The following is a 17920-nucleotide window of genomic DNA, read 5'->3' as shown; positions in this document are numbered from 1 at the left end:
GCGACTCGTTCGCCGGGGCCTTTTTTATATCAGTCCGCGTTCGGCCAGGTCCGCTTCGAGCAGATCCGCCCGGCTGAAGTGGTGCACCTGCCAGCCATGGGCCGCAGCCGCATCCACATTGGCGCGGTTGTCGTCGATGAACAGCATGGCTTCGGGCGCGCGGCCGAACCGGCGCGCCGCGAGATCGAAGATTGCCGGATCGGGCTTTGCCAGCTTTTCCTCGCCCGAGACGACGATCGCGCGAAAGCGGTCGAAGATCGGTGCGGTGGGGCGGAAGCCGGCCCAGAACTCGGCGCCGAAATTGGTGATCGCATAAAGCGGCACCCCGCGCGCATCGAGCCGTTCGACCAGCGCATGGCTGCCCGGGACGGGCCCCGGAATGGTTTCGTTGAAACGCGCCGCATAAGCGCGGATCTCGGGTTCGAAATCAGGATAGAGCGCGATCCGTTCGGGCACCATTTCGCCGAGCGTGCGCCCACGGTCATGTTCGAAGTGCCATTCCTCGGTGACCACTTCGCCCAGCAGCATGTCGAGCCGCGCGGGATCGGTCACCAGCTTCCCGAACAGATGCCGCAGGTGCCACTGGTACAGCACCCTCCCGACATCGAAGACGACCGCTTCGGTCTGCATGGTCATACCCCCCAATGCGAACGGCCCGAACTCCGCTGGGGAGCCGGGCCGGTCTGCAATGCTGCCGCCCCTTGCGGGACGACGCGCCGATTAGCCCTGGCGGGCCTTGAAGCGGCGGTTGGTCTTGTTGATGACATAGGTGCGCCCACGACGGCGGATCACGCGGCAATCGCGATGGCGGCCCTTGAGCGACTTGAGGCTGTTGCGGATCTTCATAATGTCTCTCGTGAAATAAATGCGCGCCGGAGATGGTGCCCCGACGCGCCGAAATCAAGCGGCCGGTTAACCGGCAGGGGGGATTCGGTCAAGGAAAGAGTTGGGCCGGCAGCGAAAGATCGGGCCCCGTGCGTTCAGCGCCGGGCGATCATCGGCCCGAGCGGTTCGCCGCCGAACAGATGGACGTGCAGATGCGCGACCTCCTGCCCGCCATGCGCGCCGATATTGGCCATCATCCGGTACCCGGTCTCGACCAGCCCCTTGTCGCGCGCGACCTTGCCCACCGCGCGGACGAAACCGGCGATTTCCTCCGCCTCCGCCCTGGCGCTGAAATCGTCCCAGCTGACATAGCGCCCCTTGGGGATCACCAGCGTGTGCACCTCGGCCTGCGGATTGATATCCTCGAAGGCATAGGCCCATTCGTCTTCATAGACCCTGGTCGAGGGAATCTCGCCGCGCAGGATCTTGGCGAAGATATTGTCGTCGTCATAGGCAAGCGTGGGATCGATCGGCATCAGGCGCTCCGGCTGGCTTTTTCGGCAATGCCCGAAATGCCGTCGCGGCGGTCGAGTTCTTCGAGGACCCGGTCGAACCCGATACCGCGCGCGTCGAGCGCGACGAGCAGGTGGAACAGGATATCGGCGGCTTCGCCGGTCAGCTCTTCCGCACTGCCCGACAGCACCGCCACCGCGGCTTCGACGCCTTCCTCGCCCAGCTTGCGCGCGATCTGCGGCAGGCCCTTGGCGTGGAGGCTGGCGACATAGCTTTCGGCAGGGTCGGCGGCGCGGCGCTGCGCGATGGTCTGTTCGAGGCGGGAAAGCGTATCCATGCGCTGCGCTATGCACGGCGCCTGCGGCCAGCGTCAATCGCAGTTGCACCGCCGCGCGGCCCGCAGCCGCGGGCGCGGTGCGTGGTCAGCCGCGCGCAGGCAGCCCCGCGGCGCGCAGTGCGGCATGCGCTTCGGCAACCGTGTGCTCGCCGAAGTGGAAGATCGATGCGGCCAGCACCGCGCTGGCATGGCCGCGCGTCACGCCTTCGACGAGGTGATCGAGCGTGCCCACCCCGCCGCTGGCGATCACCGGCACCGTGACCGCATCGGCGATCACCCGCGTCAGGTCGACATCGTAGCCGGCCTTGGTCCCGTCCCCGTCCATCGAGGTGACCAGCAATTCGCCCGCTCCCAGTTCCGCGAGGCGCACCGCATGCTCGACCGCGTCGATCCCGGTCGGCTTGCGGCCGCCATGGGTGTAGATTTCCCAACCGCGTACCTCGCCGCTGGTCGAAGCGCGGGCATCGACGCTGGCGACGACGCACTGGCTGCCGAATTTCTCCGCGATCTCGCGCACCAGTTCGGGCCGCGTCACCGCCGCCGAATTGACCGCCACCTTGTCCGCCCCGGCGAGCAGCAGGGCACGGGCATCCTCGACGCTGCGCACCCCGCCGCCGACGGTCAACGGCATGAAGCACACTTCCGCGGTCCGCCGGACCATGTCGAGCAGCGTGCCGCGCCCTTCGTGGCTGGCCGAAATATCGAGGAAGCAGAGCTCGTCCGCGCCCGCCGCGTCATAGGCCTGCGCCTGCTCGACCGGGTCGCCCGCATCCTTCAGGTCGACGAAGTTCACGCCCTTGACCACACGCCCGTCGCGCACGTCGAGGCAGGGGATGACCCGGACGCGGACCGTCATGCCTGCTTCGCCACACGCAGCGCGGCCGCCAGGTCGAGCCGCCCGTCATACAGTGCCCGGCCCGTAATCACGCCTTCGATCCCGTCGCCGGCGAACCGCGCAAGCGTGTCGATATCGATCAGTCCCTTGACCCCGCCGCTGGCAATGACCGGGATGTCGACCTGCCGGGCGAGCCCCACGGTGGCATCGATATTGACGCCCTTGAGCATGCCGTCGCGGCCGATGTCGGTGAACAGCAGGCTGGCGACGCCCGCATCCTCGAACCGCCGCGCCATGTCGACGATCGAGACATCGGATACTTCGGCCCAACCGTCGGTGGCGACCATGCCGTCGCGCGCATCGACCGCGACCACGATCGCGCCGGCATATTCGCGCGCCATGTCCTTGACGAATTGCGGGTCCTTGAGCGCGGCGGTGCCGATCACGATCCGCGCGACCCCCGTCTCGATCCATCCGGCGACATCGGCGGGGGTGCGGATCCCGCCGCCCAGCTGGACCTTCCCTGGAAACGCCCGGACGATCGCCTCGGCGGCCTCGCGGTTCTGCGCGCTCCCGGCGAAGGAGCCGTCGAGGTCGACGACATGCAGGTGCTCGGCGCCGGCGTCGGCGAACAGCCGGGCCTGCGCGGCCGGATCGTCGCCATAAACGGTGGCGCGGTCCATATCGCCTTCGGCCAGGCGCACCACGTCGCCGCCCTTGAGGTCGATAGCGGGAAAGACGATCATACTTTCGGTTCCATTACATCGCGTGGCCGGGCCAGCGCGGTTACGGTTTCCATTCGAGGAAACGCGACAGCAGGTCGAGCCCGTAGGCCTGGCTCTTTTCGGGGTGGAATTGCACGCCGAGGAAATTGTCCCGGCCGACCGCCGCGACCAGTCCGCCGCCGTGATCGGTCATCGCCAGAACGTCTTCGTGATGGCGCAGCTTGAAATGGTAGGAGTGCAGGAAATAGGCCTCGCCGCCGACCAGCACTTCATGGTCGTGCGCATGCGGCAGCGGCGCGACGTCGTTCCAGCCCATGTGGGGGACCTTCACGCTGTCGTCGATCGGTTCGATCAGCCGCACCGTGCCGTCGATCCAGCCCAGCCCCGGCGTTTCGCCGTGTTCGAGCCCGCGCGTGGCCAGCAATTGCATGCCCACGCAGATACCGAGGAACGGCGCCCCGCCCACGAACACGCGTTCGCGCATCGCCTCGATCACGCCGGCTTCGGCGCGCAGCCCTTCGGCGCAGGCGCGGAACGACCCCACGCCCGGCAGCACGATCCGGTCGGCCGCGCGCAACACGTCGGGATCGGCGGTTACCGTGACATCGGCCCCGACCTTGCGCAGCGCGTTTTCGACCGAATGCAGATTACCGGCCCCGTAATCGACCAGGGCCACCACTTCACCCACCAAGCTGCCCCTTTGTGCTGGGGATCGCCCCGCCCTTGCGCGGATCCACTTCGACCGCCGCGCGCATCGCGCGGGCAAAGCCCTTGTAGATCGCTTCGCAGATATGGTGGTTGTTGCTGCCGTGGAGCAGCTCGACATGCAGCGTCAGCCCGCAGGTCTGCGCGACCGAATGGAACCAGTGCTCGATCAGCTCGGTGTCCCATTCGCCCAGCTTTTCCTGGCTGAAGCCGGCCTTCCACACCAGATAGGGCCGCCCCGAAATGTCCAGCGCGACCCGCGCCAGCGTCTCGTCCATCGGCGAATAGGCGCTGCCGTAACGCGCGATCCCGCCCTTGTCGCCGAGCGCGGCGGCCAGCGCCTGACCCAGCGCCAGCGCGCTGTCTTCGGTGGTGTGGTGCTGGTCGATATGCAGGTCGCCATCGACCTTCATCGTCACGTCGATCAGCGAATGCTTGGCGAATTGTTCGACCATGTGGTCGAGAAAGCCGATCCCGGTGCTGACATCATAGCTGCCGCTCCCGTCGAGGCCCACCTCGACGAGAATCCTGGTTTCCGCTGTGTTTCGTTCGATCCGGCCTGTACGCATGCCAGCCGCGCTAGAGCGGCGCGCGCTAAGGCGCAAGAAAATGCACCTACGCGCAGGGTAAAGACCCGCTTAAACCGCTTGACCCCTGCGCCGCGCAGCGCCACCTAGCGACCCATGAGCGACGATACGCCCGACAGCCTGATCCCTTACGATTCCATCGTGCAGGAAGCCTTGCGTGCCGTGGTGGGCCGGGTCCTGGGCGAAATCGAACAGGGCGGCAGCGAACTGCCCGGTGCCCATCATTTCTACATCACCTTCAAGACCCACGCTCCCGGGGTCTCGGTTCCGGCAAGCCTGCGCGAACGCTTTCCCGACGAAATGACGATCGTGCTGCAGAACAAGTTCTGGAACCTGAACGTGCGCGACGATGGTTTTGCCGTCGGGCTGTCGTTCAACCAGGTCCCCGCCGAACTCGACATCCCCTATGCCGCGATCACGCAATTCGTCGATCCGGCGGTCGATTTCGGGCTGCAGTTCCAGGCCACCGTTGCCGACATGGCACCGGCGGAACCCGAACATCCCGAAAACGACGGGATGGAACTGGCAGATGGCGAACCCGTTGATGCTACTGAAGACGGCTCGAATGTCGTCACGGTCGATTTCGGCCGCAAGAAGTAAGGGTTCCAACCGAACCGCAGCCGACCGGGGGCACCAATGGTCAAACATGTTTCAACCTACGGCGCGAAGGCAGTCGACAAGGCGCGCGCCAAGACGCCGGGCAAGACCGAAGGCATGCCCGGCCCGACACACAATCCCGCCACCAATCTGATGGTCGCCGATGTCGCGATCCGCGCGGGATCCTACATCGCCCGGCGGGCGGTGGAAAAGGGCCTGCTGCGCGGTCGCTATGGCAAGGAAACCGCGCGCGAGATCGTTCGGAACAAGACGCTGGGCCAGACACTGGTCAGCTTCGGCCTGGCCAAGCTGGCGACCCGCAACCTGCCCGGCGCGCTTATCGTCGGCGGCGGGGCACTGGCCAAGACGCTGTACGATCGCCGGCGCAGCCGCAGTGCGCAGCGCCGCGAAGGCGACCGCGAACTGATCGAGCAGGCGCATCGCGACGACTGACCTTGATTTGTCCGCCCCCGCTGTTTCATAGGCGTGCATGGCCGAATCCGAGACACCCACAAACAGGCTCGCCCGCCGCGGGCTGATGTTCATCCTGTCCTCGCCCAGCGGGGCGGGCAAGACGACCATATCGCGTATGCTGCTCGACGCCGATGACGAGATAAAGCTTTCGGTGAGCGTCACCACGCGGCCGCCCCGCGCGGGTGAAATCGACGGCGTGCACTATTATTTCGTCAGCGATGCCGAATTCGACCGGATGGTCGAGGAAGACGATTTCTACGAATGGGCCCCGGTCTTCGGCCACCGTTACGGCACCCCCAAGGGGCGCATCCGCAACGCGCTGAAGGAAGGACAGGACTTCCTGTTCGATATCGACTGGCAGGGCACGCAGCAGCTGTTCCAGAAGGACCAGCAGGACGTGGTGCGCGTGTTCATCCTGCCCCCCACCATCGCCGAGCTCGAACGGCGCCTGCGCGGGCGCGGCACCGACAGCGACGAGGTAATCGCTGCACGGATGGAGCGTGCGCGCGCCGAAATCAGCCACTGGGACGCCTATGACTATGTCGTCATCAATGAAGACGTCGACAGCTGCTTCGCCAAGGTGCGCGAAATCCTCGATGCGGAGCGGACCAAGCGCCAGCGGCAGACGGGGCTGATCCCCTTCGTGCGCGAACTCATGGCCTGAGGCAGCGGGACGGATGGCGATGTCCACCACCAAGCTGGATGACGGGGCGAAGACGCTGGCCTTCCTGGCCAGCCACCGCCTCGCCGCGACGCCGCAGAACTACACGCTCGCCTATATTGCGCTGAACGATCCCGGATCGCCGATCGGCCGCGCGGTCGCGCAGATCATCTCCGATGGCTACCGCATCAAGCAGGATGAAGCCGACGACATCCTCGAAGCGCACAGCACGACGACGTTTTTCGGGGCCTATGACAGCAAGAACGGCGAATTGAGCGCGCATTTGCGGCACCAGTCGCTCAAGCTCAGCGAACTGGCGTCCTCGGCGGCGGATGCGACCGGCACCTTCGCCCGCGAACTGAGCGAGGAAGCGCAGGCCGATCCCGCGGGCTCGGGCGACACGTCCTCGATCGTCGCGCGGATGATCGAACATTCGCTCCACGCGCAATCGCAGCTGACCGCGGCGATGGACGAGGTCAGGGCGCTGCGCGAAGAGCTGGAGGCGGCGCGCAACGATGCGCAGCGCGACGAGCTGACCGGCCTTGCCAATCGCCGCGCGATCGACGCGCATCTGGCCGAACTGGCGGAAAAAGGCGATGCGCGGGTCATCGCTCTGGTCGACATCGACAATTTCAAGTCGGTCAACGACCGCTACGGCCACGGCGTCGGCGACCGCGTGATCAAGCTGGTCGCTTCGACGCTCGAAGATGCCTGCGCGCCGCAATTCGTGGGCCGCTGGGGCGGCGAGGAATTTATCGTGGTGATGCCCTCGAGCGACCTGGCGGCGGTGGTGAAACGCCTCAATCAGGCGCGGGCCACGCTGGCCGATACCGAATTCAAACTGCGCGAGACCGACGAACCGATGGGGCTGATCTCCTTCTCGGGCGGGGTCGCGCTGGCAGTCGGCGCGGGCGATGCCAACGCCGCGGCGTTGCGGCAGGCGGACAAGGCGCTCTATCGCGCCAAGGCCGCGGGCCGCAACTGCATCCTCAGCGCCTGATCCGCCGCCCCCGGCACCGGGCCGGAGGCGGCAGCACCGGTCAGCTCGGTTCGGCGAAGTGGCTCGGCAGCAGCGCGTTGACGATCCCGCCATCGACGGTCAGCGTTTCGCCGATCGTGTAATCGCCCGCACGGCTGGCGAGATAGACCGCGGTCCCGCCCATATCGAACTTGTCCCCCACGCGCTTCGAGGGAATGCCCGCTGCGCTCGCATCCTCGTGATCGCGCGCCGCGCGGTTCATGTTCGACGGGAAAGCGCCAGGCGCCAGGCTGGTGACATAGACGTGATCCTTGACCAGCCGCGCCGCCATGCGCCGCGTCAAATGGATCAGCGCGGCCTTCGATGCCTGGTAGCTGTAGGTTTCCCACGGATTGACCCGCTGGCCGTCGATCGAGGTGATGTTGATCACCTTGCCCGGCTTGTCCGCGCTGGCCCCGGCCGTCAGCAGCTTGTGCAGCTTCTGCGTGAGGAAGAACGGCGTCTTGACGTTGAGGTCCATCACCTTGTCCCAGCCGGCTTCGGGGAATTCAAGATAGTCGACACCCCAGGCCGCGCCGGCATTGTTGACGAGAATGTCGAGCTGGCTTTCGCGGCCCGACAATTCCTCGACCAGCGCCTCGATCCCCTCGATGGTGGACAGGTCTCCCTGAATGCCGATCACCTTGTCGCCCAGTTCGGCGCAGGTTTCCTCGATTTCATTGATCTTGCGCGCGCTGATATAGACGCGGTCGATGCCCGCGGCGAGGAAGCCCTCGACGATCATCTTGCCGATGCCGCGGCTGCCGCCGGTGACAAGCGCGACGCGCCCCTTGAGGCTGAACAGGTCTTCTAGGTTCATCTAATTCTCTCCCACTTCAGTCATTGCGAGGAGCCGCAGGCGACGCGGCAATCGATCGTGCCGCTCCCTGGATTGCTTCGCTCCGCTCGCAATGACTGGGTTTGGTGCTGGTCCTGGTTCTAGTAGCCGCTGAGCTCCGCGACGCGCCCGGCGTGGTAATACTGGTCGCCGAGGAATTCCTGCAGCGCGCGGTCCCGCTTCATGTACAGGCCGATGTCGTATTCGTCGGTCATGCCGATACCGCCATGCATCTGGACGCCCTCGCGCACTGCGAGCCCGGCGACCTTGGCGACCTTGGCCTTGGCGACCGAGGCCATCAGATCGGCGCGCTCGCTGGCACCGTCGACCAGTTGCGCCGCCTTGACAGTGACTGCCCGGGCGATTTCGACTTCGGAATAGAGATGCGCGGCGCGGTGCTGCAGCGCCTGGAATTCGCCGATGACCTTGCCGAACTGCTTGCGCTGCTTGAGGTAATCGACGGTCATGTCCATCGCCCCCCGGCCACGCCGACACCCTCGGCAGCCGAGCCGACGCGGCCCGCCACCAGCATGGCATCGAGCACGGCGCGGCCGCCGTCGACTTCACCGATCACGGCATCGCCGTCGAGTTCGACATTGTCGAAAGTGATATGGCTGGCCATCGAACTGTCGACCAGGCGTACGCTGTCGTGGCTCATGCCGGCGGCGTCCTGCGGCACGGCGAAGAGCGTGACGCCGTCCGTGTCGCTATCACTGCCCGAGGTGCGCGCGGCAACGACGATCATCTCGCTGCTGGCACCGTAGAGAACGAAGTCCTTGCGGCCCGACAGCTTGAACCCGTTGCCCGACTTTTCCGCCCGGCAGCCGATCCGTTCGGGGCGGTGCTTGGCGCCTTCGTCGATCGCCACGCCATAGACTTTCTCGCCCGAAACCAGCCCGGGCAGCCAGCGGCCCTTCACGTCGTTGCTGCCATGCTTGAGCGCGGTGGCGGCCAGCACGGAGGAGGACATGAACGGCGACGGCGTCAGGTTGCGGCCGATCTGCTCGAGCACGATATTGGCTTCGACCTGGCCCATGCCGAGCCCGCCGTCGTCTTCATCCACGAGCATTCCAGCGAAGCCCATTTCGGCGAATTGCTGCCACAGCGCATGGCCGAAACCATCCTTGCAGTCGCGGTCGCGCCAATGGCGCAGCTGGTTCTTGATCGAGCCTTCCTCGGCCATGAACTGGCCAGCGGTATCGGCCAGCATCGCCTGGTCGTCATCATAGTAAAGAGGCATCGATCAGGCTCCCGGAAGCTCGAGGATTCGTTTGGAAATGACGTTCAGCATGACTTCGGACGTGCCGCCCTCGATGCTGTTGGCCTTGGTCCGCAGCCAGTTGCGCGCCGGCTTCCCGCCGTCGGTTTCCTCGCTGGTCCATTCGAGCGCGGTCGATCCGCCCGCTGCCATCATCAGTTCGTGGCGCCGCTTGTTGAGCTCAGTGCCGGCGTATTTCATCATGTTCGGCTGTGCGGGGTGCGCCTTGCCGACCTTGACCTCGTCGAGGAACTTCTCGCCCATCGCGCCATAGGCCAGCGCATCGACGTCGAACTGTGCCAGCTCGGCGCGCAGCACGGGATTGATTTCGCCGTTGGAGCGCGTCAGCGCCGCGCCGATCGTCCCGGTGTTGCCGCCATCGGCACCCGATATCATCTCGCGTTCGTGGCCGAGCAGGTATTTCGCCACGTCCCAGCCGCGGTTCACCTCGCCGACCTGGGCGGGCACATCTTCACCATAGCTCTTGGGCACCTTCACATCGTCGAAGAAGGTTTCGCAGAACGGGCTGTTGCCGCTGATCAGCAGGATCGGCTTGGTCGCCACGCCTTCGCTGGCCATGTCGTAGAGCATGAAGGTGATGCCCTGGTACTTGTTGTCCTTGTCGGTGCGAACGAGGCAGAAGATCCAGTCGGCCTTGTCGGCATAGGAAGTCCACACCTTCTGGCCGTTGACCACCCAGTGATCGCCCTTGTCCTCGCCATAGGTCTGCAATGAGACCAGGTCCGATCCCGAACCGGGTTCCGAATAGCCCTGGCACCAACGGATTTCGCCGCGGGCGATTTCATTGAGGAAGCGCTGTTTCTGGCCTTCGGTGCCGAAATGCAGCAGTGCCGGGCCGAGCATCCAGATGCCGAAGCTGGACAGCGGCGGACGCGCCTTGATTGCAGCCATTTCCTCGCGCAGCACCTTGGCCTGCGCCGGCGTCAGCCCCGCCCCGCCATATTCCTTGGGCCATGCGGGGACCGTGTAGCCCTTCTCGACGCAGGCATCGAACCAGGCCTTTTGCGCATCGTTCTTGAAGGTGGCGTTGCGGCCGCCCCAGTAGATGTCGTCCTCGTCCTTGACGGGCTGGCGCATTTCGGGCGGGCAATTGGCTTCGAGCCATGCGCGCGTTTCCGCGCGGAAGGCTTGCAGGTCGCTGTCGGACATTGGCCGAATCCTCTCTTTTTAAAGCAGCGGTATGTTGACGCTTACGTTAGGGTGATTCGGCCCGACTGCGCAAGGGCAGTCGAAACCTGCCCTATTGCCGTAACGTCAGCCGGAATTCGTTGACGCCTTGCCATGCTGCCCTAAGCTGGCAGGCAAGAAATTCGGGGAGAGAGTAGGGATGCGATTCTTGGACAAGACGGTCATCGTCACCGGTGCCGCATCGGGCATTGGCGCCGCTGCCACCGCCCTGTTCGCCGGCGAGGGGGCGACCGTCTTCGCCAGCGACATCGATGTTGCGGGCGGCGAGAAACTGGCCCGCGAAACGCCGGGCGACGTCCGTTTCGTCGAGTGCGACGTCTGCGATCCCGCGGCGATCAAGGCGCTGATGGACCATGCGGCGCAAGAAACCGGCGGCATCGATACGCTGTTCAACAACGCCGGGGCGGGCGGCGCCCGCGAGAGCATCGCCGAGATCGAACCCGAAGCCTGGGACCGGACGATGGACCTGCTGCTGCGGTCGGTCGCGATGGGGATCCGCTACGCCGTCCCGCATATGAAGGGGCGCAAGGGAGCCAGCATCGTCAACGTCTCCAGCGTCGCGGCAGTCGGTCCGGGCTATTCCCCGACCACCTATGCCGTCGCCAAGGCCGGCGTGCTGCACCTCACCAAATGCGCGGCGACCGACCTGGCGCAATTCGGCATCCGCGTGAATGCGGTGCAGCCGGGCTTCATCAACACCAACATCTTCACTGCGACGATGGACATTCCCGATGCCGCGAAGGAACAGGCCAAGGCGATGATCGCGCAGATGTCGTCGAACGCGCAGCCGGTGGCGCGCGGCGGCCAGTCCGACGATATCGCCCAGGCGGTCGCGTTCCTTGCCAGCGAGCAGGCCGGTTTCATGACCGGCGCCTCGATGGTGGTCGATGGCGGTATCACGCTGGGGCCGCGGCATAGCTGGGATCCGGAGGAAGCCGGTGCATTTGAAGCGCTGATGGCGCTCGAAGAACAGGTCAAGGCGGCACAGCAAAACGCCTGATGCCTTTCGTCACCGGCCCCCTTCCGCAGCGCCTCAAGCTGGTCCACGGCTTCGGTGCCGTCGCCTTCGGGGTCAAGGATAGCGGTTTCAGCTTCTTCCTGCTGCCGTTCTACAATCTGGTGCTGGGGGTCGATGCCAGCACCGTGGGCGCGGCGCTGGCCGCCGCGCTGGTGATCGACGCACTCGTCGATCCGCTGATCGGGCATCTGTCCGACCGCACCTATACGAAATGGGGCCGGCGGCTGCCGTGGCTGTATCTGGCACCGTGGCCGCTGGCACTGGTGTGGACCATGCTGTGGTCCCCGCCCTTCACGGGCACCCCCGGTTTCTGGGATATCGTCGCGCTGGCGGTGGGCGTGCGGCTGCTGCTGTCGGCCTGCGAAGTCCCCTCGGTCAGCCTCGTGCCCGAGATCACCGACGATTACGACGATCGCACCACGCTGTTCCGCTACCGCTTCCTGTCGGGCTGGCTCGGCGGATTGCTGATGATGGTGCTGACCTTCACCGTGTTCCTGCCCACCCCGCAATCGCAGCTGCAGCCCGAAGGCTATGCCAGCTACGGCCTGTTCGGCGCGGCGCTGATCGCGCTGTCGGTTATCGGTTCGGCCGCGGCGCAGCACCGCATCGTCGCGCAGCTGCCCGAACGGCGGCCCCCGCCTTTTTCGATCACCGGCGCTTTTGCGGAAATCTTCGATGCCTTCCGCGAGAAGGCCTTCGTCATTTTCGCGCTGGGCGGGCTGGCGGCCTATGTGCTGCAGGGCATGACGTTCTCGATCACGCAATATGTGAATCTCTACGTCTGGCAGTTCTCCGAACTCGCCTTCCAGCTCTATCCCGCGGTGCTGTTCCTGTCGGTCGTGCTGATGTTCGTGATTGTCGGGCCGCTCCACCGCCGGTGGGGCAAGCCCAAATCGGCAGCGCTGGGCGCATTGGTCGGACTGGCGTTCTATTGCAGCCCCTATGTGTTCTATCTCGCGGGGGCCTGGCCCACCGTGGGCACCACCGCCTCGACCGCGCTGCTCTATGGCTTTCTCGTCTGCGCCAACACCGCCAGCGTGGTGGCGATCATTTCGGCCACGTCGATGGTTGCCGAAATCGTCGAGGCCTTCGAGGAGCGCACCGGGCAGCGCGCCGAAGGTACGTTCTACGCGGGCAACTGGCTGGTGCAGAAATGCGCCACCGGCGGCGGCATCCTGCTCACCAGCCTGATCGTGCAATCGATCGATCTCGCGCCCGGCACGCCGCAGGCCGAGGTTGCGCCCGAAACGGTTCGCCAGCTCGTGTGGCTGTTCATGCTGGCGGCTACGGTGCTCGCCTCTATCGCTGCCTTCTGGCTGGCCCGCTTCCCGATCTCGCGCGAGCAGCACGAGGCGCGCGTCGCCGCCCGGCGCGGCCGCCCGGCCCCGCCCGCCCCCGCCACCCCGGACCCGCTCGACCAGGCAGTCCGCGCAGACCCCGATGCCCATACGATAACACCCTAGAGCTGCGGCGGGGGACTTGGCTTGGAGCGATCCTTATGCCAGTTTCACGGCGCAACCGAATTGAGAGAGAAGAGGACACACACGATGGATTTCCAACCGACAGAACGGCAAGCATACTGGCGCGACCGGGTGAAGAATTTCATCGACGATCATATCCGTCCCGCCGTGCCGACCTACAAGCAGCAGGACGCCGAAGGCGAACGCTGGAAGGTCATTCCCGTGGTCGAGGAACTCAAGGCGAAAGCCAAGAAGGAAGGGATCTGGAACCTCTTCATGCCGCCGCGCAATGACGGCCATCACCATGTCGAGGAAAGCTTCGAATTCGAAGGCCCCGGCCTGACCAATCTCGAATACGCTCTGTGCGCCGAGGAAATGGGCCGCATCGGCTTCGCCTCGGAGGTGTTCAACTGCTCCGCGCCCGACACCGGCAATATGGAAGTGTTTCATCGCTACGGGACGCGCGCGCAGAAGGACAAGTGGCTGACCCCGCTGATGAACGGCGAGATCCGTTCGGCCTTCCTGATGACCGAACCCTATACCGCCAGTTCGGACGCCACGAATATCGAATGCCGGATCGAACGCGACGGCGACGAATACGTCATCAACGGCCGCAAGTGGTGGTCGTCGGGCGTCGGCGATCCGCGTTGCAAGGTCGCGATCGTCATGGGCAAGACCGATTTCTCGGCTGGTCGCCATGCCGCGCAGTCGATGATCCTGATGCCGATGGACGCGCCGGGCGTGAACATCCTGCGCCACCTGCCCGTGTTCGGCTATGACGATGCGCCGCACGGCCACATGGAAGTCGAACTCAAGGACGTGCGCGTCCCCGTCGACAACATGCTGCTGGGCGAAGGTCGCGGCTTCGAGATCGCGCAGGGCCGCCTCGGGCCGGGCCGTATCCACCACTGCATGCGCACTATCGGCGTGGCCGAGGAAGCGCTGCACAAGATGTGCAAGCGGCTGCAGGAACGCGAAGCCTTCGGCAAGCCGATCTACAAGCACTCGGTCTGGGAAGAGCGCGTAGCGCAGGCGCGGATCGATATCGACATGACCCGCCTGCTGTGCCTCAAGGCCGCGGACATGATGGATACGGTCGGCAACAAGGCCGCCAAGCAGGAAATCGCCATGATCAAGGTGCAGGCACCCAACATGGCGCTGCGCATCATCGACAATGCGATCCAGGCGCATGGCGGCGGCGGCGTGAGCGACGATTACGGTCTCGCCAATGCCTATGCCCACCAGCGTACGCTGCGGTTGGCCGATGGCCCCGACGAAGTCCACGCCCGCTCGATTGCGCGGATGGAGTTTGCCAAGCACCTGCCCGAGGAAGGCCCCAGCGCCAACGCACTGCGCGACGGCAAGGCCCCGAGCCCGGGCAATGCCAATCTCAGCTCGGGCGACATGGGAGCGACGCGCTGATGGCCAAGGCGGCAATCCTCGAGCAGGTCGGCGGCCTCACCATCGGTGAGGTCGAGCTGGCCGATCCCGCCCCGCACGAAGTGCTGATCGATACCAAGGCCTGCGGCCTGTGTCATTCGGACCTGCATTTCATCGACGGCGCCTATCCGCACCCGCTGCCGGCCATTCCGGGCCACGAGGCAGCGGGCGTGGTGCGCGCGGTCGGCAGCGAGGTGAAAACGGTCAAGCCGGGCGACCACGTGGTCTCCTGCCTGTCCGCCTTCTGCGGCCATTGCGAGTTCTGCGTGACCGGGCGGATGGCCCTGTGCCTCGGCGGCGATACCCGCCGGGCGCAGACCGCCGCGCCGCGCATCACGCGCAATGGCGGCGAGCCCGTTGCGCAAATGCTCAACCTGTCGGCGTTTGCCGAGCAAATGCTGATCCACGAACATGCCTGCGTCGCGATCGACAAGGACATGCCGCTCGACCGCGCGGCCATTATCGGCTGCGCGGTGACCACCGGGGCGGGCGCGATCTTCAACGCCTGCTCGGTCGTGCCCGGCGAAACCGTCGCGGTCATCGGCTGCGGCGGCGTGGGGCTGGCGACGATCAATGCCGCCAAGATCGCCGGTGCGGGCAAGGTCATCGCGATCGATCCGCTGGCGGAAAAGCGCCAGCTGGCCGAAGTGCTGGGCGCAACGCATACGGTCGACGCCATGGCCGACGATGCGGTCGAACAGGTGATGAAGATCACCGGCGGCGGCGTACATCACGCGATCGAGGCGGTCGGCCGTCAGGCATCCGCCGACCTCGCGGTCAAGGTGCTGCGCCGCGGCGGCACCGCGACGATCCTCGGCATGATGCCGCTCGACTGCAAGGTCGGGCTGGGCGCGATGGATCTGCTGTCGGGCAAGAAGCTGCAGGGCGCGATCATGGGGATGAACCACTTCCCCGTCGACCTGCCGCGGCTGGTCGATTTCTACATGCGCGGCCTGCTCGATCTCGACACGATCATTGCCGAGCGCATCCCGCTGGAAAAAATCAACGAGGGCTTCGAGAAGATGAAACAGGGCACCTCGGCCCGCAGCGTGGTGGTGTTCGACTGATGGCGGAAGACCAACCCATCGATTTCGACAAGGAGATGGTCGGCACGGTCGCAGTGCCCGAGGCCGACCAGCTCGACCTTGCTGCACTCACGGCCTGGTTCGAAGCCAATGTCGACGGCTTTTCCGGGCCTATCAGCTACACCAAGTTCAAGGGTGGGCAGTCGAACCCGACCTATCGCATCGACACGCCGGACCGCAGCTACGTGCTGCGCCGCCAGCCTTTCGGCAAGCTGCTGCCCAGCGCACATGCGGTCGACCGCGAATACAAGGCGATGCACGCGCTCGGCCCGACCGGCTTCCCCGTGCCCAAGACCTATGGCCTGTGCGAGGATCCCGGGGTCATCGGTAGCAAGTTCTTCGTCATGGGTCTCGCCGACGGGCGGTCCTTGTGGAACGGCTCGCTGCCCAACAACACGCCCGAGGAACGCCGCGCGATCTACAATGCGATGATCGACACCTTTGCCGATCTGCACCTGAAGGATCCCGAGGCGATCGGACTGGGCGATTACGGCAAGCCGACCGATTACTGCGCGCGGCAGATCAGCCGCTGGTCGAAACAGTACAAGCTGTCCGAGACCGAGCACATGCCGCAGATGGAACGGCTGATCGAATGGCTGCCCCAGACGATCCCGCCGCAGCACGAATCCAGCGTGGTCCATGGCGATTACCGGCTCGACAACATGATCTTCCACAAGACCGAGAACCGCGTGATCGCGGTGCTCGACTGGGAGCTGTCGACGCTGGGCGATCCGATCGCCGACTTCAGCTATCTCATGCTCAACTGGCACAACCCGCACGATGGCCGCGCGGGCCTGCTCGGCCTCGATCTCGCAGAGCTGGGCATCCCGACGCAGGACGAGGCGGTCGAACGCTATGTCGCGCGTACCGGCTATCCGGTGCCGCCGATGGACTGGTACTTCGCCTACAACCTCTTCCGCCTGGCGGGCATCATGCAGGGCATCAAGAAGCGCGTTATCGATGGCACAGCTTCGAGCGCGCATGCCAAGTCGATGTCCGAACGCGTCGCCCCGCTGGTAGAGCGCGCCTATCACTTCGCCAAGGAAGCGGGGATGGACTAGCGCAGCGGGACTGCTAACGAGCGCTCCGTAATATCAAACGGAGACCAGCATGAGCGCCGACCTCGAAAGCCGCATCACCGCCGCGTGGGAAGACCGCGCCAATGTCACGCCGCAGAGCGCGGATGTGCGCGAGGCGGTCGAAGCGGCGCTGGGCATGCTCGACAGCGGTGAGCGCCGCGTGGCCGAGCCCGACGGCAAGGGTGGCTGGACGGTCAACCAGTGGCTCAAGAAGGCGGTGCTGCTGAGCTTCCGGCTCAATGACAACCGCGTGATGGAGGGCGGCAGCGCCGGCCATCCGGCGTTCGACAAGGTGCCGAGCAAGTTTGCCGGCTGGGACGATGCGGCTTTCCGTGCAGCAGGCTTTCGCGTGGTGCCCGGCGCGGTCGCCCGCGAAGGCGCTTATATCGCGCCCGGCTGCGTGCTGATGCCGAGTTTCGTCAACATCGGCGCCTATGTCGGCAAGGGCACGATGGTCGATACCTGGGCCAGCATCGGCAGCTGCGCGCAGATCGGTGAGAACTGCCATATCTCCGCCGGCGCAGGCATTGGCGGCGTGCTCGAACCGATGCAGGCCAACCCGACGATCATCGGCGACAATTGCTTCATCGGCGCGCGCAGCGAAATCGTCGAAGGCGTGATCGTCGGCGAAGGCAGCGTCGTGGCGATGGGGGTCTTCATCACCCAGTCGACCAAGATCGTCTACCGCGACACCGGAGAGGTCATCCGCGGCCACATCCCGCCCTATTCGGTCGTCGTACCCGGTACCATGCCCGGCAAGGACGGCGGCCCCGGCCTCGCCTGCGCCGTCATCGTCAAGACGGTGGACGCGCAGACCCGCGAAAAAACCGGAATCAACGAACTGCTGCGCGACTGAGCCGCCGGAACATTCGCCCCGACAAAGCGTAAATCTCCCAGATACACGCGGGATCGCGTAATTTTTCAGGGAGTAAAGCTCGATGCACAAGCAAGGCGAAGAAGGTCACGTCACCGACACCGAAGCAAGTGGCGGTTCGAAAGAGGGCGTGGTGCGCTGGGTACTGGCGGGCGGATTGCTGCTGGCAATCCTGTTGCTGTCGGTCACGTGGATCGTGCCTGCCCTGTCGACCGGCGATGTCGAGGAAGAGGGCACCGTCAGCGGCCAGATCTCGTCGATGGAAGGTGAAGGCGACGACACCGACAGCATCGTGACCGATCTTGGCGACGATCAGGTGGCTACCCCCGGCGACCAGGTCACCACCGAAGACGGGCTCGAAGTCGTCGAGAATTGATCGCAC

Annotated in this window: 21 protein-coding genes and 1 pseudogene; 11 read left to right on the top strand and 11 right to left on the bottom strand. The window is 65.4% G+C overall.

Features of this window, described 5'->3' with window-relative positions:
• Positions 1–24: 24 nt before the first annotated feature.
• The 8 genes from WKH79_RS13030 to hisB all read right to left on the bottom strand — a co-directional run bounded on the left by WKH79_RS13030 (position 25) and on the right by hisB (position 4509).
• Entirely contained in the window at positions 25–636 is a 612-nt protein-coding gene (locus tag WKH79_RS13030; protein ID WP_341859111.1) for an HAD-IA family hydrolase, read from the bottom strand.
• Between the two features lie 84 nt (positions 637–720).
• Positions 721–846 carry a type B 50S ribosomal protein L36 gene (gene ykgO / locus WKH79_RS13025; protein WP_050599643.1) on the bottom strand — a complete coding sequence of 42 codons (126 nt, stop codon included), beginning with the start codon at positions 844–846 and terminating at the stop codon, positions 721–723.
• 134 nt (positions 847–980) lie between these two features.
• Positions 981–1361, bottom strand: coding sequence for a histidine triad nucleotide-binding protein (locus WKH79_RS13020; RefSeq protein ID WP_050599642.1), 381 nt, complete (start codon positions 1359–1361; stop codon positions 981–983).
• A complete protein-coding gene (locus WKH79_RS13015) occupies positions 1361–1675 on the bottom strand; it encodes a phosphoribosyl-ATP diphosphatase (protein ID WP_050599641.1) in 315 nt (104 codons plus the stop codon). The genes WKH79_RS13020 and WKH79_RS13015 overlap by 1 nt, the downstream gene beginning before the upstream one ends.
• 85 nt (positions 1676–1760) lie before the next feature.
• The gene (gene hisF, locus WKH79_RS13010; protein ID WP_050599640.1) at positions 1761–2531 is read right to left on the bottom strand and encodes an imidazole glycerol phosphate synthase subunit HisF; all 771 of its coding nucleotides are present in this window, start codon (positions 2529–2531) and stop codon (positions 1761–1763) included.
• Positions 2528–3256, bottom strand: coding sequence for a 1-(5-phosphoribosyl)-5-[(5-phosphoribosylamino)methylideneamino]imidazole-4-carboxamide isomerase (gene hisA, locus WKH79_RS13005; protein ID WP_063506718.1), 729 nt, complete (start codon positions 3254–3256; stop codon positions 2528–2530). Before hisA ends, hisF begins: the two co-directional genes overlap by 4 nt.
• A gap of 40 nt (positions 3257–3296) precedes the next feature.
• Positions 3297–3923: an imidazole glycerol phosphate synthase subunit HisH gene (hisH, locus tag WKH79_RS13000; protein WP_050599638.1), complete on the bottom strand. Its 627-nt coding sequence runs from the start codon at positions 3921–3923 to the stop codon at positions 3297–3299.
• A complete protein-coding gene (gene hisB / locus WKH79_RS12995; RefSeq protein WP_050599637.1) occupies positions 3916–4509 on the bottom strand; it encodes an imidazoleglycerol-phosphate dehydratase HisB in 594 nt (197 codons plus the stop codon). The genes hisH and hisB overlap by 8 nt, the downstream gene beginning before the upstream one ends.
• Before the next feature lie 114 nt (positions 4510–4623).
• Here hisB and WKH79_RS12990 point away from each other — a divergent pair, with 114 nt between their 5' ends.
• From WKH79_RS12990 to WKH79_RS12975, 4 genes are read left to right on the top strand one after another with little or no spacing between them, the layout of a single operon-like run.
• On the top strand, positions 4624–5127 hold the full coding sequence (locus WKH79_RS12990; RefSeq protein WP_050599636.1) for a ClpXP protease specificity-enhancing factor SspB: 504 nt from the start codon (positions 4624–4626) through the stop codon (positions 5125–5127).
• Between the two features lie 36 nt (positions 5128–5163).
• On the top strand, positions 5164–5577 hold the full coding sequence (locus WKH79_RS12985; RefSeq protein ID WP_050599635.1) for a hypothetical protein: 414 nt from the start codon (positions 5164–5166) through the stop codon (positions 5575–5577).
• A gap of 37 nt (positions 5578–5614) precedes the next feature.
• Complete coding sequence (gene gmk, locus WKH79_RS12980) at positions 5615–6262, top strand: guanylate kinase (protein WP_341859110.1); 648 nt, start codon at positions 5615–5617, stop codon at positions 6260–6262.
• Between the two features lie 19 nt (positions 6263–6281).
• Positions 6282–7259, top strand: coding sequence for a GGDEF domain-containing protein (locus tag WKH79_RS12975; protein WP_197462376.1), 978 nt, complete (start codon positions 6282–6284; stop codon positions 7257–7259).
• Between the two features lie 40 nt (positions 7260–7299).
• Here the strand turns inward: WKH79_RS12975 and WKH79_RS12970 are convergent, their stop codons facing one another.
• The 3 genes and pseudogenes from WKH79_RS12970 to WKH79_RS12960 form a co-directional block, all read right to left on the bottom strand.
• Positions 7300–8097 (bottom strand): SDR family NAD(P)-dependent oxidoreductase, encoded by a 798-nt coding sequence (locus tag WKH79_RS12970; RefSeq protein WP_050599632.1) that lies wholly within the window; start codon positions 8095–8097, stop codon positions 7300–7302.
• A gap of 119 nt (positions 8098–8216) precedes the next feature.
• A pseudogene (locus WKH79_RS12965) lies at positions 8217–9355 on the bottom strand (acyl-CoA dehydrogenase family protein).
• Positions 9356–9358: 3 nt separating this feature from the next.
• Positions 9359–10543, bottom strand: a complete 1185-nt coding sequence (locus WKH79_RS12960) for an acyl-CoA dehydrogenase family protein (protein ID WP_341859109.1) — start codon at positions 10541–10543, stop codon at positions 9359–9361.
• 178 nt (positions 10544–10721) lie between these two features.
• On the opposite strand from WKH79_RS12960, the gene WKH79_RS12955 reads away from it, so the two are divergent.
• From WKH79_RS12955 to WKH79_RS12925, 7 genes are all read left to right on the top strand, one after another.
• The gene (locus WKH79_RS12955) at positions 10722–11582 is read left to right on the top strand and encodes an SDR family oxidoreductase (RefSeq protein WP_341859108.1); all 861 of its coding nucleotides are present in this window, start codon (positions 10722–10724) and stop codon (positions 11580–11582) included.
• Positions 11582–13063 carry an MFS transporter gene (locus WKH79_RS12950; RefSeq protein WP_341859107.1) on the top strand — a complete coding sequence of 494 codons (1482 nt, stop codon included), beginning with the start codon at positions 11582–11584 and terminating at the stop codon, positions 13061–13063. The genes WKH79_RS12955 and WKH79_RS12950 overlap by 1 nt, the downstream gene beginning before the upstream one ends.
• 84 nt (positions 13064–13147) lie before the next feature.
• Positions 13148–14482: an acyl-CoA dehydrogenase family protein gene (locus WKH79_RS12945; RefSeq protein ID WP_050599627.1), complete on the top strand. Its 1335-nt coding sequence runs from the start codon at positions 13148–13150 to the stop codon at positions 14480–14482.
• Positions 14482–15567 carry a Zn-dependent alcohol dehydrogenase gene (locus WKH79_RS12940; RefSeq protein WP_050599626.1) on the top strand — a complete coding sequence of 362 codons (1086 nt, stop codon included), beginning with the start codon at positions 14482–14484 and terminating at the stop codon, positions 15565–15567. The genes WKH79_RS12945 and WKH79_RS12940 overlap by 1 nt, the downstream gene beginning before the upstream one ends.
• On the top strand, positions 15567–16646 hold the full coding sequence (locus WKH79_RS12935; protein WP_063506661.1) for a phosphotransferase family protein: 1080 nt from the start codon (positions 15567–15569) through the stop codon (positions 16644–16646). The genes WKH79_RS12940 and WKH79_RS12935 overlap by 1 nt, the downstream gene beginning before the upstream one ends.
• A gap of 49 nt (positions 16647–16695) precedes the next feature.
• Positions 16696–17520: a 2,3,4,5-tetrahydropyridine-2,6-dicarboxylate N-succinyltransferase gene (gene dapD / locus WKH79_RS12930; RefSeq protein ID WP_341859106.1), complete on the top strand. Its 825-nt coding sequence runs from the start codon at positions 16696–16698 to the stop codon at positions 17518–17520.
• 82 nt (positions 17521–17602) lie between these two features.
• The gene (locus WKH79_RS12925) at positions 17603–17914 is read left to right on the top strand and encodes a hypothetical protein (protein ID WP_341859105.1); all 312 of its coding nucleotides are present in this window, start codon (positions 17603–17605) and stop codon (positions 17912–17914) included.
• Positions 17915–17920: the final 6 nt, after the last annotated feature.

The organism is Qipengyuania sp. GPGPB31, from assembly GCF_038396345.1.
GTDB lineage: Bacteria > Pseudomonadota > Alphaproteobacteria > Sphingomonadales > Sphingomonadaceae > Qipengyuania > Qipengyuania citrea.
This window is presented reverse-complemented; position numbering and strand designations above follow the sequence as displayed.